15 protein-coding genes and 1 pseudogene are annotated in these 13,231 nt (G+C 57.9%); 6 read left to right on the forward strand and 10 right to left on the reverse strand.

Annotated elements, in window-relative coordinates:
* Window positions 1–34 precede the first annotated feature (34 nt).
* From CRO62_RS16790 to CRO62_RS16800, 3 genes are all read left to right on the forward strand, one after another.
* Complete coding sequence (locus CRO62_RS16790) at window positions 35–460, forward strand: hypothetical protein (protein WP_097100946.1); 426 nt, start codon at window positions 35–37, stop codon at window positions 458–460.
* A 133-nt stretch (window positions 461–593) separates the two neighbouring features.
* Window positions 594–1,049 (forward strand): MarR family winged helix-turn-helix transcriptional regulator, encoded by a 456-nt coding sequence (locus CRO62_RS16795; protein ID WP_003516681.1) that lies wholly within the window; start codon window positions 594–596, stop codon window positions 1,047–1,049.
* A 20-nt stretch (window positions 1,050–1,069) separates the two neighbouring features.
* Window positions 1,070–2,248, forward strand: coding sequence for a multidrug effflux MFS transporter (locus CRO62_RS16800; RefSeq protein ID WP_097103081.1), 1,179 nt, complete (start codon window positions 1,070–1,072; stop codon window positions 2,246–2,248).
* Window positions 2,249–2,302: 54 nt separating this feature from the next.
* Here CRO62_RS16800 and CRO62_RS16805 read toward each other — a convergent pair whose 3' ends face one another.
* Complete coding sequence (locus tag CRO62_RS16805; protein ID WP_003516677.1) at window positions 2,303–3,526, reverse strand: argininosuccinate synthase; 1,224 nt, start codon at window positions 3,524–3,526, stop codon at window positions 2,303–2,305.
* 339 nt (window positions 3,527–3,865) lie between these two features.
* Between CRO62_RS16805 and CRO62_RS16810 the strand changes: the two genes are divergently transcribed.
* Window positions 3,866–4,720: an SDR family NAD(P)-dependent oxidoreductase gene (locus tag CRO62_RS16810; protein ID WP_097100947.1), complete on the forward strand. Its 855-nt coding sequence runs from the start codon at window positions 3,866–3,868 to the stop codon at window positions 4,718–4,720.
* Between the two features lie 150 nt (window positions 4,721–4,870).
* Window positions 4,871–5,518, forward strand: coding sequence for a LysE family translocator (locus tag CRO62_RS16815; protein ID WP_003516674.1), 648 nt, complete (start codon window positions 4,871–4,873; stop codon window positions 5,516–5,518).
* 45 nt (window positions 5,519–5,563) lie between these two features.
* Here the strand turns inward: CRO62_RS16815 and CRO62_RS16820 are convergent, their stop codons facing one another.
* The 7 genes from CRO62_RS16820 to CRO62_RS16850 form a co-directional block, all read right to left on the reverse strand.
* The gene (locus CRO62_RS16820) at window positions 5,564–6,358 is read right to left on the reverse strand and encodes an ABC transporter ATP-binding protein (protein WP_003516671.1); all 795 of its coding nucleotides are present in this window, start codon (window positions 6,356–6,358) and stop codon (window positions 5,564–5,566) included.
* The gene (locus CRO62_RS16825) at window positions 6,355–7,236 is read right to left on the reverse strand and encodes an ABC transporter permease (RefSeq protein WP_003516669.1); all 882 of its coding nucleotides are present in this window, start codon (window positions 7,234–7,236) and stop codon (window positions 6,355–6,357) included. The genes CRO62_RS16820 and CRO62_RS16825 overlap by 4 nt, the downstream gene beginning before the upstream one ends.
* A 96-nt stretch (window positions 7,237–7,332) precedes the next feature.
* A complete protein-coding gene (locus tag CRO62_RS16830; RefSeq protein ID WP_097100948.1) occupies window positions 7,333–8,286 on the reverse strand; it encodes an ABC transporter substrate-binding protein in 954 nt (317 codons plus the stop codon).
* Window positions 8,287–8,394: 108 nt separating this feature from the next.
* Window positions 8,395–9,567, reverse strand: coding sequence for a 23S rRNA (adenine(2503)-C(2))-methyltransferase RlmN (gene rlmN, locus CRO62_RS16835; protein ID WP_075807724.1), 1,173 nt, complete (start codon window positions 9,565–9,567; stop codon window positions 8,395–8,397).
* A 266-nt stretch (window positions 9,568–9,833) separates the two neighbouring features.
* The gene (locus CRO62_RS16840; RefSeq protein ID WP_003516662.1) at window positions 9,834–10,337 is read right to left on the reverse strand and encodes an invasion associated locus B family protein; all 504 of its coding nucleotides are present in this window, start codon (window positions 10,335–10,337) and stop codon (window positions 9,834–9,836) included.
* Between the two features lie 298 nt (window positions 10,338–10,635).
* A complete protein-coding gene (locus CRO62_RS16845) occupies window positions 10,636–11,016 on the reverse strand; it encodes a YkvA family protein (protein WP_003516660.1) in 381 nt (126 codons plus the stop codon).
* A 51-nt stretch (window positions 11,017–11,067) separates the two neighbouring features.
* Window positions 11,068–11,373 (reverse strand): 4a-hydroxytetrahydrobiopterin dehydratase, encoded by a 306-nt coding sequence (locus CRO62_RS16850; protein WP_097100949.1) that lies wholly within the window; start codon window positions 11,371–11,373, stop codon window positions 11,068–11,070.
* Window positions 11,374–11,453: 80 nt separating this feature from the next.
* Between CRO62_RS16850 and CRO62_RS16855 the strand changes: the two genes are divergently transcribed.
* Window positions 11,454–11,933: a low molecular weight protein-tyrosine-phosphatase gene (locus tag CRO62_RS16855; RefSeq protein ID WP_097100950.1), complete on the forward strand. Its 480-nt coding sequence runs from the start codon at window positions 11,454–11,456 to the stop codon at window positions 11,931–11,933.
* On the opposite strand, the pseudogene thpR reads toward CRO62_RS16855, so the two are convergent.
* Window positions 11,867–12,461, reverse strand: a pseudogene (thpR, locus tag CRO62_RS16860) (RNA 2',3'-cyclic phosphodiesterase). The gene CRO62_RS16855 and the pseudogene thpR sit on opposite strands and share 67 nt — an antisense overlap.
* 68 nt (window positions 12,462–12,529) lie before the next feature.
* On the reverse strand, window positions 12,530–13,180 hold the full coding sequence (locus CRO62_RS16865; RefSeq protein ID WP_025594574.1) for an arylesterase: 651 nt from the start codon (window positions 13,178–13,180) through the stop codon (window positions 12,530–12,532).
* Window positions 13,181–13,231 lie beyond the last annotated feature (51 nt).

Below are 13,231 nucleotides of genomic sequence, written 5' to 3' on the forward strand. Positions count from 1 at the left end.
CCCGCAATAATATCCCATGATGGAGATATGTATTATGGAGATTTATTCTTTAAGGTCTTCCAATAGTTTCCTTTTCAGGGACAATCCCAAAAACAGCAGACCCGTGGGAAGCCCCGATTTCGGCAAGGCAGCCCCATCCGACGCGGCCACCGGCTTTGAAGAAACGATAGACCGCATCGATTTCACCCGTGTCAGCCCCCGGCAATTGCGGGAAATGGCGCAGGAGTATTACGATACCGGAAAAATCAGCCACGATACCTGGCTTGAGCTGTCGTCTGAACTTCCGGCACAGACGCTGAATGCCAATGGCGAGGTGATTGACATTGCCGGCGTGACCGACGACACGGATTTCGACTTCGTGACGTATTTTTCTGACCGGATCGAGATTGCCCGTTCCATTGGCACGACGGATGAAGTGGAAAAAATGCAGGACGTGTTGTCTTTTTTTGCTTCGACGTGACGATGACAGGCAATGTTGTTGGACGTCCCGCAATCGAACTGACGAATACTTTACGCAATTTTCGATAATATGGTTTATGCGCCATTGCTTATCGTCCGAAACTTAGTAAGGCTGACTTACCAAAAGGCGAAGCATGGGCACACGCGAAAAAGATTCATTGGCATTTTTGCTGAACAGCGGCGCACGCCTGCTGAACAGTGCATTTGAGCGCCGTATCTCCGAAGCCGGACTGGGCCTTACCCCCGGCGAGGCAAGAGCATTGCTGACGGTTGCCGTTATCGATGGCAGTAAACAGGCTGACATCGCCGCCCGTCTCGGCATCGAACCCATGACGATCTGCGCCTATCTCGACAAGTTGCAGTCACTCAATCTGATAGAACGCCAGCAGGACCCGCAGGACAGGCGTTCCAAACGCATCGTCCTGACGAAAACCTCCGCCGACATGCTGGAAGCTGTCGGGCATGAAATCGACCAGCTCGTTCTTCAGGCCACACAGGGGCTGAACGAAGAGGAAGTCGCGCTTTTCCGTAGCTTCCTGCAGACGCTTCGCAACAATCTGCAACCGGAACAGCAGGGCCAGAACGGCTGATCGCAATGTCGAAAACGATCATGTCCAGAAAGCGAACGGCGTTACTCGGAGCATTGCTGACAGCGCTGGCGCCCATTTCAATGTCGATTTACACGCCGGCCATGCCGGAACTGACACGGGTTTTCGCAACCACCGAGTCCGCCATAAAACTCAGCCTATCGCTCTATTTTGCCGGTTTTGCCGTAGCCCAATTGCTTGCCGGGCCGGCATCGGATGCCTGCGGGCGGCGCAAGGCGAGCCTCGTCTTCCTGTCGATCTTTCTGGGCGGTGGTGTGCTCACCCTCTTGGCCCCAACCATCGAAGTGCTGCTGTTCGCGCGCCTCGTTCAGGGCATCGGCGCTTCCGTTGGCATGACCGTTGCGCGCGCCGTGGTGCGCGATCAGTTCACCGGCGCGGAAGCCTCCAGCATCATGAACCTCATCGGCATCATGCTGGCGATCGGCCCTGCGATGGGGCCGACGATCGGTGGTCTGTCGCTTGCGGCTTTTGGCTGGCAATCGGTGTTTTTCCTCATGGCCGGTCTCGGAGCTATCGCCATCCTTTCGGTGGTGATTTTTCTGCGTGAAACGACGGTGCCTGACAAAACCAGGATCCGACCCCGACACCTTCTGTCGGCCTATGGCACATTGCTGAAGCAGCCGCGTTTTCTTCTGGCCGCCCTCGTGCTCGGCGGCTCCATCGGCGCACTTTATGCGCAAGCCACCATGCTGACGTTCATCCTCATCAACGAAGTCGGCATGTCCCCCACGGCCTTCGGTGTCGGCATGCTGATGCAAACAGGCGCCTATTTCTTCGGTTCGATTGCGTTGCGTTACATCGCGCCGAGACTGGGCGACCGGCGTTCCGTCGTGCTTGGCCTTTGTTTTTCCGGCACGGGCGGTCTTCTCATCATGCTGTCGGTTTTCCTCGTGCCGCCATCCTTCCTCTCCATCATGGTACCCGTCGCGGTGGCGACGGTCGGGATCGCGCTGTTGACGCCTTCGATGGTCACGGCGGCCCTTGCTCCCTTCCCGCATATCGCCGGCTCGGCATCGGCCATGATGGGCTTCATCCAGATGGGATCTGGTTTTGCAGGTGGGGCAATGGCTTCGCTCATCGGTTCGCCGCTGACCAGCTTCGGCATCATCATTCCGGTGATGGAATTCGTGGCCGTTGGCAGCTACATCGGCTTTCGCGCCGTTTCCAGAAGAGAGACATGAAAAAACCCGCAGGCGTTGCACCTGCGGGTTTTTCCAATTCATGCTTCAGCAGAATTACTTGCCGAGATTACGCTTCGCCAGGGTGCGCAGGCGCAGGGCATTGAGCTTGATGAAGCCAGCTGCATCCTTCTGGTCATAAGCACCGTGGTCGTCCTCGAACGTCACCAGCGCGTCGGAATAGAGCGACTTCGCGCTCTCGCGGCCGGTCACCATGACATTGCCCTTGTAGAGCTTCAGCGTCACTTCGCCTTCCACATGCTCCTGGCTCTTGTCGATCAGGGCCTGCAGCATCTCGCGCTCGGGCGAGAACCAGAAGCCGTAATAGATGAGTTCGGCGTAACGCGGCATCAGATCGTCCTTCAGATGCGCAGCACCCCGGTCGAGCGTGATGGATTCGATCGCACGATGCGCAGCCAGCAGGATGGTGCCGCCGGGCGTTTCGTAGACGCCGCGCGACTTCATGCCGACGAAGCGGTTCTCGACCAGATCGAGACGGCCGATGCCGTTTTCGCGACCATAATTGTTGAGCGTCGCCAGAAGCGTGGCAGGCGACATTTCCACACCGTTGATGGAGCAGGCATCACCCTTGCGGAAACCGACCTTGATAACGGTTGCCTTGTCAGGCGCCGCTTCCGGGGAAATGGTGCGCATGTGCACATATTCCGGAGCTTCCTTAGCCGGGTCTTCCAGAACCTTGCCCTCGGACGAGGAGTGCAGCAGGTTGGCGTCGACGGAGAACGGCGCTTCGCCCTTCTTGTCCTTGGCCACGGGAATCTGGTTCTTTTCGGCAAATTCCAGAAGGTCGGTCCGGCTCTTGAAAGTCCAGTCGCGCCATGGGGCGATGATCTTGATATCCGGGTTCAGCGCATAGGCCGAAAGCTCGAAACGGACCTGGTCGTTGCCCTTGCCGGTGGCGCCATGCGCAATGGCATCGGCACCGGTCTTCTTGGCGATCTCGATCAGGTGCTTGGAAATCAGCGGACGGGCGATGGAAGTGCCGAGCAGATAGACACCTTCATAAACGGCATTGGCACGAAACATCGGAAAAACGAAATCACGCACGAACTCTTCGCGGACGTCCTCGACGAAGATTTCCTTGATGCCCAGCAACTCGGCCTTCTTGCGCGCCGGCTCAAGTTCTTCGCCCTGGCCAAGATCGGCAGTGAAGGTCACGACCTCAGCGCCGAGTTCCGTCTGAAGCCACTTCAGGATGATCGAGGTGTCGAGGCCGCCGGAATAGGCGAGAACGACTTTCTTAACGTCTTTCGGGAGTGCCATTATGATGTCCATCTGCATGATGACGGCATCGGGGTACCGCCATTTCCTTGGGATTTCGGCACTTTTACAGTGCAACCCGAAAACTGTGAAGCGATTTTCGGAAAAGATGCCCGACAAAACAACGAATAGGACGAAAGGGCAATAGGCATTTGCGAAAGGTCAGATCCCTGCAACAGCGCGTCATGACTGGAACGAACGAATTGTCACATGCATTATGCGATTTCGCGCTTTAACATGAAGCGGCGCGATCAACTTGAAGACCGTGAATGAAGCCACTCAGGGTTCAGGCAACGTTGCAAACGGCTGGAAACAGCACAAAACGACGCGAAAGGAAAACCTATGACGACCATCCACCCCGCATTCAAGGAAGATAATGTCGCCGTCATCACCGGCGCGGCCTCCGGTATCGGACTTGCCGCTGCCCGGAAATTCGCCGGTTTCGGTATGAGCGTCGTCCTCGTCGATCTCGACGGTGACAGGCTTGCCGCAGCGCATGCTGATATTCTGACCATCGCAAAGGACGGCGAAGCACAGATCGTCGCAATACCGACCGACGTGTCGAAACTCGATGAGCTTGAGGCGCTGGAACGCGCTGTGATCCAGCGTTTCGGGCGGGTTCACGTGTTGATGAACAATGCCGGCATCCAGCCGGGCAGCGCCATCTTCGGCGCTCAGGCCAATTGGGAAAAAGTCATCAACGTCAACCTGATGGGTGTCGTGAACGGCAGCCGGGTGTTTGGGCAGGGCATGGTCGCCCATGGCGAGGCCGCGCTCATCATCAATACCGGTTCGAAACAGGGCATCACCACCCCGCCGGGCGATCCGGCCTATAATGTCTCGAAGGCCGGCGTCAAAGCCTTCACGGAAGCGCTACAGCACGAGCTGCGCAATATTCCGAACAGCGCGGTTTCCGCCCACCTCCTAATCCCCGGCTTCGTCTTCACCGGCCTCACGGCAAATGGCAGGACGGAAAAACCAGCAGGGGCCTGGACCGGCGAGCAGACCGTTGATTTCATGGTCGAGAGCATCGCCAGGGGCGATTTCTACATCCTCTGCCCGGATGGCGAAGTGGATCGCCCGACGGACGAGAAACGCATTCTGTGGGCAGCTCAAGACATTGTCCAAAATCGTCCGCCACTGTCGCGCTGGCACACCGAATATTCCGCCGCCTTCACCAGCTTCCTCAAAAACTGATCTCCCGACGCCGCCGCACTTTGAAAGTTGCGGCGGCCATCCACTTTTGATCATCCCCGGTTTTCGTACCAATGCCCGGCGCGCAAAAACATTGGCAGAAACGCGAATTCGCGTTAAGCAACGGCAGTCTCCAGCTTTACGGGTGCCGCGATGGATTTCGTTCCGAGCCTGCCAACACTTGCCGCCTTCACCGTCGCCATCCTGCTTCTGGCGGTAACGCCCGGGCCTGACATGACGCTGTGGATCAGCCGGTCAATACGCGAGGGCCGGGCAGCGGGTTTCATGACCCTTGTGGGCACCAATCTCGGTATTACCGTACATACCATGCTGGTTGCCTTCGGCGTCGCGGCCCTCATCGTCGCATCGCCGACAGCCTTCCTCATCCTGAAGACCGGCGGGGCCGCCTATCTTGTCTGGCTTGCCATTCAGGCGATCCGCAAGGGCTCGGATTTCGTTATGGTCAAGACCACGGGCGAAAAACAGCAATCCTCACTGAAATCCGCCTTGCTGAACGGTATTTGGGTCAATCTGCTCAATCCAAAGGTCATCATCTTTTTCATGACCTTCCTGCCGCAATTCGTCAGCGCATCCGATCCGCATGTCACCGGCAAGCTGATTTTCCTTGGGCTCTGGTCGATCATCGTGGCGCTGCCGATCGGCATCGGCATCGTCGTCGCCGCCGATGTGCTGTCTGCCTGGCTCCAGCGCAACAAGAAGGTTCTGCGCGGGCTGGATTATACGATCGCCGGTGTATTTTCGCTTTTCGCCGTCAAGATTTTCCTCACCCAGACGCGATGACGGACAAATAAAAAAGGCGCCCGCAGGCGCCTTTCGGATAACTCGTCAGCCGATCAATAGTTCATCGTCATCAAGCGTCTGGCCGCGTATCTTGCGGAACATGTCGATAAGATCTTCGACCTGAAGACCCTTGCGGCTTTCGCCGGACACATCGAGCACGATTTCACCGGCGTGCAGCATGATCGTGCGGTCGCCATAGTCCAGCGCCTGACGCATGGAATGGGTAACCATCAGTGTCGTCAGCTTGCGCTCGGAAACCACCTTGCGGGTCAGCTCCATCACGAACTCCGCCATGCCGGGATCGAGTGCTGCCGTATGTTCGTCAAGCAGCAACACGTCCGAACCGGAAAGCGTTGCCATGACAAGCGAGACCGCCTGCCTTTGCCCGCCGGACAACAGATCCATGCGGTCCTTCAAACGATTTTCCAGACCGAGATTGAGCGAAGCGATACGCTCTTTGAAGAAATCCCGCCTGCCGCGCCCAAGCGCCGGCAACAAGCCGCGACGCTCTCCGCGAGACGCCGCAAGCGCAAGGTTCTCCTCAATTGTGAGCGCGCCACAGCTGCCAGCCAGTGGGTCCTGAAACACGCGCGCCACCCGCCCAGCCCGGCTGGCGGTCGTTTTGCGTGTGACATCGGCGCCACCAACCATCACCTTTCCGGCCGTCGGCAGGACATCGCCCGCGAGAACGCCGAGAAGCGTGGATTTGCCGGCACCGTTTGAGCCGATCACGGTAACGAAGGAACCATCCTCGATGGTAAGATCGATCTTGGCCAGCGCCTGCTTTTGCAGCGGTGTGCCACGCCCGAAGATGACCTGAATGTCGGAAAGGGAAATCACGATGTTGCTCCCCCGCGGCGCAGTCGAGGCAGGATCAATGCAATGGCTACCAATACCGCCGTAACGAAATTGAGATCGGAGGCCTTGAGACCCAGCACATCGCTCGACAAAGCGAGCTGGATGGCAAGGCGGTAGGCGATGGAGCCGAAAACACAGCCGATGAGCGCAATCAGAATGCCCCGCGAGCCAAACAGCGTTTCGCCGATGATGACAGCCGCAAGCCCGACGACGATGGTGCCGACACCGGCAGTCACATCGGCAAAGCCATTGGTCTGCGCAAAAAGCGCGCCGCCGAGCGCGACCAGTGCATTCGAAAGCGCCATGCCAAGATAGATCTGGTTGCCGGTCTTCACCCCTTGGGCGCGTGCCATCCGCGCATTCGCGCCCGTCGCCCGCATGGCAAGGCCCGCATCGCTCTCAAGAAAACGCCAGACGAGAATGACAGCGAGCAATACCAAAACGCCGATAAAGAGTGGCCGCACGAGATATTCGGAAAGACCGAGACCGTAGAATGGCGAGATCATCGTATCCTGATTGAGCAGCGCCACATTCGGTTTTCCCATCACCCGGAGATTCACCGAAAACAGCGCGATCATCGTCAGGATTGACGCCAGCAGGTTAAGTATCTTGAACCGGACATTCAGCGTTGCCGTAACGATGCCAGCACCGGCGCCGGCAACCATCGCAATCGCCGTCGCGACCCAGGCATTGAGGCCGGCGATGATCATCACGGCCGCAACGGCTGCGCCGAGCGGAAAGGAACCGTCAACGGTCAGATCAGGAAAATCAAGTACCCGGAAAGCGAGATAGACGCCGATCGCCACAAAGGCGAAGACCAGTCCCAGTTCCACGGCACCCCAGAAAGCGATTTGGCTCACGGTAATGTCCTTGTTATTGCCGCCGCGTCGGCGGATACGGGCACCGTTGCGTGCCGCGCAAAGCGGGCGGCGAGTGACCGCCGCCCGAAGTCCGGTTTAGTCGATGACCTTGGTGGCGCGCTTCGTCACGCTCTCGGGGAAGGTGACGCCAGCTTTTTCAGCAGCCTTCTTGTTGATCACCAGATCGGTGCCGACGGCAACGGTTGCCGGAATGTCGCCGGGCTTCTCACCCTTGAGAATGCGAACAACGACAGCGCCGGTCTGCTTGCCAACGTCGAAATAATTGAAGCCGAGGGCCGCAACCGCACCGCGCGCAACGGAATCCGTATCGGCGGCATAAAGCGGAATCTTCGCCTCGCTCGCAACGCCGGCTGCCGCCTCGAAAGCGGAAACGATGGTATTGTCGGTCGGCACGTAGATCACGTCGGCCTTGCCGACCAGTGCGCGCGTCGCGCCCTGCACTTCGGCGGATTTTGTGGCGACAGATTCAACGACCTTCAGGCCGGCCTTTTCGGCCTCAGCCTTCAGCGCTGCAAGCGTCGAGACGGAGTTGGCCTCGGCGGAGTTGTAGATAAAGCCGATGGACTTGGCGTCGGGCGAAATTTCCTTGATCAGCGCCAGATGCTCGGCAACCGGCAGCATGTCGGAAAGTCCGGTCACGTTGCGGCCGGGCTTTTGCATGTCCTTGACGAGCTGTGCGCCAACCGGATCGGAAACAGCCGTGAAGACGACCGGAATATCGCGGGTCGCCGCAACGACGGCCTGGGCGGACGGTGTGGAGATCGGCACGATGACATTGGGGGCTTCGCCCACGAACTGACGCGCGATCTGCGCTGCGGTGCCTGGATTGCCCTGCGCGGACTCGTAGAGGAACTTGAGGTTCTCGCCTTCCTTGTAACCGGCTTCGGCAAGCGCTGCCTTGACGCCGTCACGTGCGGCGTCAAGCGCCGGATGTTCGACAATGGCGGTGACGGCAACGGTGACGTTTTCAGCCTTGGCCGGCAGAACGAGGGCGCTCGCGGCTGCGAGCGCCAGAATGAATGCACGCATAGGTATCCTCCAGTTGGTTTCTTATTGCCGTCTTATTAGAAACAAGACCGCCCGAAATCAATCAAAGAACCGTAACGAACCAAGCTTTCTGCCGCGATTGGCGTCGATTCAGTCGTCCGCACCATGGTTGGCAATCATCATCGCCTCGAAAGCCAGCCTTTCGGTTTTGCGCATGCGCTCGGATTCCGATTTCAGCTGGCCGCAGGCAGCGAGAATATCGCGGCCGCGCGGCGTGCGGATCGGCGAAGCGTAACCCGCCTGATTGATGAAATCCGCGAACTTCTCGATCTGCGCCCATTCGGAGCACTGGTAATTCGTGCCCGGCCACGGATTGAACGGAATGAGATTGATCTTGGCTGGAACGCCCCTCAGAAGCTGCACCAGCATCTTGGCGTCTTCCAGGCTGTCGTTCACATCCTTCAGCATCACATATTCGAAGGTGATGCGGCGGGCGTTGGAGACACCCGGATAATTGCGGCAAGCCTCGATCAGCTCCTTCAGCGGGTATTTCTTGTTGATCGGCACCAGCATGTCGCGCAGATCGTCGCGCACCGCATGCAGTGAAATTGCCAGCATGACGCCGATCTCATCGCCCGTGCGGAATATTTCCGGCACAACGCCCGAGGTGGACAGGGTCACGCGACGCTTGGAGAGCGACAGGCCGTCACCATCGGTGGCGATCAGAAGTGCGGTCTTCACATGTTCGAAATTGTAAAGCGGTTCGCCCATGCCCATCATCACGATGTTAGAGACCTTGCGGCCTTCGCTCGGCACATAGGCGCCGACCGGCGTCGAACCGTCAGGAAAATCACCGAGCCGGTCGCGGGCGAGCAGAAGCTGGGAGAGAATTTCCTCGGCCGTCAGGTTCCGCACCAGACGCTGCGTGCCGGTGTGACAGAAGGAACACGTCAGCGAACAGCCCACCTGGCTCGAAATGCAAAGTGTGCCGCGTCCTTCTTCGGGAATATAGACCGTCTCGATCTCGACGGGACGTCCCGCACCGCGGGGCGGAAAACGCATCAGCCATTTGCGGGTGCCGTCGTTGGAAATCTGCTCCTCGACGATTTCCGGGCGGGCAATGGTGAAGGCTGCTTTCAGCTTTTCCCTGAGTTCCTTGGCAACATTGGTCATGTTGTCGAAATCCGAGACGCCGCGCACATAAAGCCAGTTCCACAACTGGCTGACACGCATCTTCACCTGCTTCTGCGGCACGCCGATCTCGGCCAGCGCCTCGCCCATTTCCTCACGCGTCATGCCGATCAGCGACGGCTTGCCGGACATGAGATCGCTATTGGCGATCAGGGGAGTTTTAACTGCCAGACCGGCAGGGGCATGCAATACGGACATCACGCTATCCCATCATCCAATGCATCGCACGACCGGCCTTTAGGAAAGGCGGAACATCGTCTGCATGTCGAGAAAATCAAAGGCGGAGCACTTTTCGCGCATCCGCCTGTCAATGTTGCCGCGCCTTTAGCATCAAACAAGCAAAAACGCAAATGGCCGGTCGATGACCGGCCAATCACAAAGCTGACGAAGCGTCAGGATTATTTGCAGCTTTCGATCTGCTTGAAAGCAGCCGAAATGCCCGAAAGCGAATAGGAATAGGAAGTCGCGGTGCCGCGGCCGGAGACCGCCTTGACCGTCATCGACTTGCCGCCCTTCATCGCGGCCACGAGAGCGGGTTCTTCGGCAGCATTTTCAACCCAGGCAGCCTTGTCCTTGGTGAACATCACAAAGTTCTTGTTGTCGATCGTGACATTGACCTTGGAGCCCTGCTTCAGCGGGTAACCCACCATGGCCTGCGGCTCGTAGGAAATATTCTGGCCCGGACGCTGCGACACGATGAAGAATATATCGCCGTGATCGACGCTCGCCGGTTCCTTGGAAGTGGGGATGGAAAGAACGTAGCAGACGGTGCTGTTGCCCGATTTGTACGAATAGGCGCCCCATGCATTGAACTGCTGGATGCGCGTGGGCGACTGTGCAGATGCTACGCCGACGCTGGTCAGCAAAATGGCCACTGCGGTTGCTACACTTCTTACAAACATAGAATTTCCTGCCGGGTTATTGTCTTCCATTGGCCCGAAGCAGCGGCGGGCTCCATGTTTATGGATCGGCCACGTTCAGGTGCGGATCGTCTTTTCTCATTGTGGTCAGGAAGCGGTTACCAAACCGTCAACAACACGTATAAAATGCCGAAAACGTCTTGCAGTGTTACAGATCGGCTACGCCCGCACCCTGAGAAGAAAGGCGTGGCACGCCCTCCCCGTCATGTCTATGACACACAAATTCAGGCAACAATTTGTCACCTGCCCGGCTCCGAAGAGCCTCGTCATCACAGACGTGTTATTCGGCCTCCTGCTGCCGTTTCAGCATGGCATCCGCCGCATCGTAATGCTCCATCTTGATGTGGGCGCGGATCATCGCAAGCGCGGCCGTAATGACCGCGATATCGTCGGTAAAGCCGACGACCGCCAGCATGTCGGGGATGGCATCAAACGGCATGATGAAATAGGCGAGCGCGGCCAGAATGATGCCCTTGGCACGCAACGGCGTATCCCGATCGATCGCGCAATAATAGGCCGCTGCCGCATCGCGCGCGAAGGGCACCTTGGTCATCACACGCTTGAGCTTTGGCCAGAATTTGGCGCGCACGACGCGTTCGCGTTCGCCTTGGCTGCCCGTTTCCCCGGGCAAGAGAATTTCACCGATTTTCACATCATCCATGATCGACGGTCCTCCGGTCACGGTTATTATATGGGAGTTAAAGCCCGCCGTTCAATTCCCACGGCCCGTTGCCGCCTTCTGCATGGCCTCCGCGAGCAGGAAATCCCGCTCGGTCACGCCTTGCGAATCGTGGGTGGTGAGGCAGACCCTGACGCGCGAATAGACATTGGACCATTCTGGATGATGATTGAGCTTTTCTGCCACGAGTGCGGACTCGGCCATGAAACCGAAAGCCTCCGCAAAACTCGCGAACTTGAACGACCGGACGATTGCCGCCCCGTCCTCGCGCAAAGACCAGCCATCGAGTTTTAAAAGCGCCTGCCGGACGGCTTCCGGTTCAAGTCTGGGATATTTCATGCATCTTGCCTCCGCTTGACATGCGATCCGCTCTTTCGGAGAAACATTAACGCCTCAACGACCGGATCGACGCATATTCAATGAAACATACAGCCGTTCTTTTTGTCTGCATGGGCAATATCTGCCGCTCACCGCTTGCCGAAGGCATTTTGACAAACCTTGCCGAAACCGGAGGCCTGTCTCGCCAACTCACTGTCGATTCCGCCGGCACCGGCGGTTGGCACACCGGTACCGCCCCGGATCGCAGATCCATCGCAATCGCCCGTAAGCATGGGATAGATATTTCCCTGCAGCGTGCGCGGCAGGTCAGCCAGGCCGATTTCGAGACCTTCGATCTCATCCTTGCCATGGACGCAGGCAATCTCGCGAAACTGCTCCGAAAGGCGCCCGAAAACCGGAAGCACAAAATCCACCTGTTCCTGGACTACGCTTCGGGACGCCACGAAAACGTCCCCGATCCCTACTTCGGTGGCGACGACGGATTTCTGGCCGTCTACAACATGCTTTTTGCGGGATGCAGCTCGTTGCTCGAGAAGATGGCGCTGGACCGCGCTTCGTGAAGCGGGAACACCTCTTCCACGATGTAGGGTCCGCCACCCACCGATTCCTTGGACGACATCAGCACGAAACGACCGACCGTGAAGGCGGATGTGCGGAAATTGCCGCGTCCGGAAAGATACTGCACCACATCGTCCAGCCGTGAAGAGCGCAACCGCGCCAGCGTCACATGCGGCATGAACTTGCGCGGATCCGGCGGCAGGGCCGATCCTCTGGCAGATCCTTTCGACCTCCGCCTGAAGCGCATTCATTTCCGGCGAGGGGGAAACCCCCGCCCAGATCGAATGCGGTTTCTTGGAGCCGAAGGAACCCATTCCGTTGAGACTGAGCTGGAATTCCGGTCTGTCGATCCGGTCCAGTCTGTCAACGACCTCATCGGCGGTTCTCCCGTCGATATCGCCGATAAAACGCAGGGTTATGTGATAATTCTCCACATCGATCCACCGGGCTCCCGGCAGACCACCGCGCAACAATGACAGGCTCATAGCCGCATTGCGCGGAATTTCGAGGGCGATAAACAGTCTCGGCATGGCGAGCTCCCCGAATCTCTTGGCAGAACAAGCATAGCGAATCATGCAATGCAGGCGGGCGCAAGTGCTTATTTTTTTTGCGCACCGATTGTCTTGATGAAGCTTTCAACAGCCGGCAAAGATTTCTCCACCATCATTGCCACACCCTGCGTATTGGGATGCATTTTGTCCTCCAGCTTCAACTTATCATCCGTCACCACGCCATCCAGAAAGAACGGATAAAGCGGCAGGTTGTATTTTTCTGCAAGCTGCGGATAGATCGGGTTGAAGCGCTTGGCGTAATCGTCACCCATGTTCGGCGGCGCCATAATGCCGACCAGCAGCACCGCTATGTTGCGTTTCTGAAAGCCGGAAATGATGGCGTCGAGGTTCTTTTCCGTCTGTTCCGGCGCAATACCGCGCAATGCATCATTGGCGCCGAGTTCCAGAATGACCCCGTCCGTGCCATCGGGAACCGACCACTCCGCCCGCGCCAGACCACCGGAGGAGGTATCGCCGGACACACCGGCATTGGTGACGGTAACATTGATGCCCTTGGCCTTTAATGCAGCTTCAAGCTGTGCCGTATAGCCATCGGTGGGGGGTAACTGGTAACCCGCCATGAGGCTGTCGCCGAGGCCAACCAGTTGCAGTGTCCGCTCCTGCGCCATGGCCGCCGAGGCGGAAAAGGCGGCGGCGAAAATGACGATGAAGTGAAACAGGGCAGCTTTAAATCTCATCACGGCTTTCCTAACTTGGTTTGCATTGTCTGAAATACCGTCCGCATCGAC

This window comes from Rhizobium sp. AN6A, assembly GCF_900215635.1.
Lineage (GTDB): Bacteria > Pseudomonadota > Alphaproteobacteria > Rhizobiales > Rhizobiaceae > Agrobacterium > Agrobacterium tumefaciens.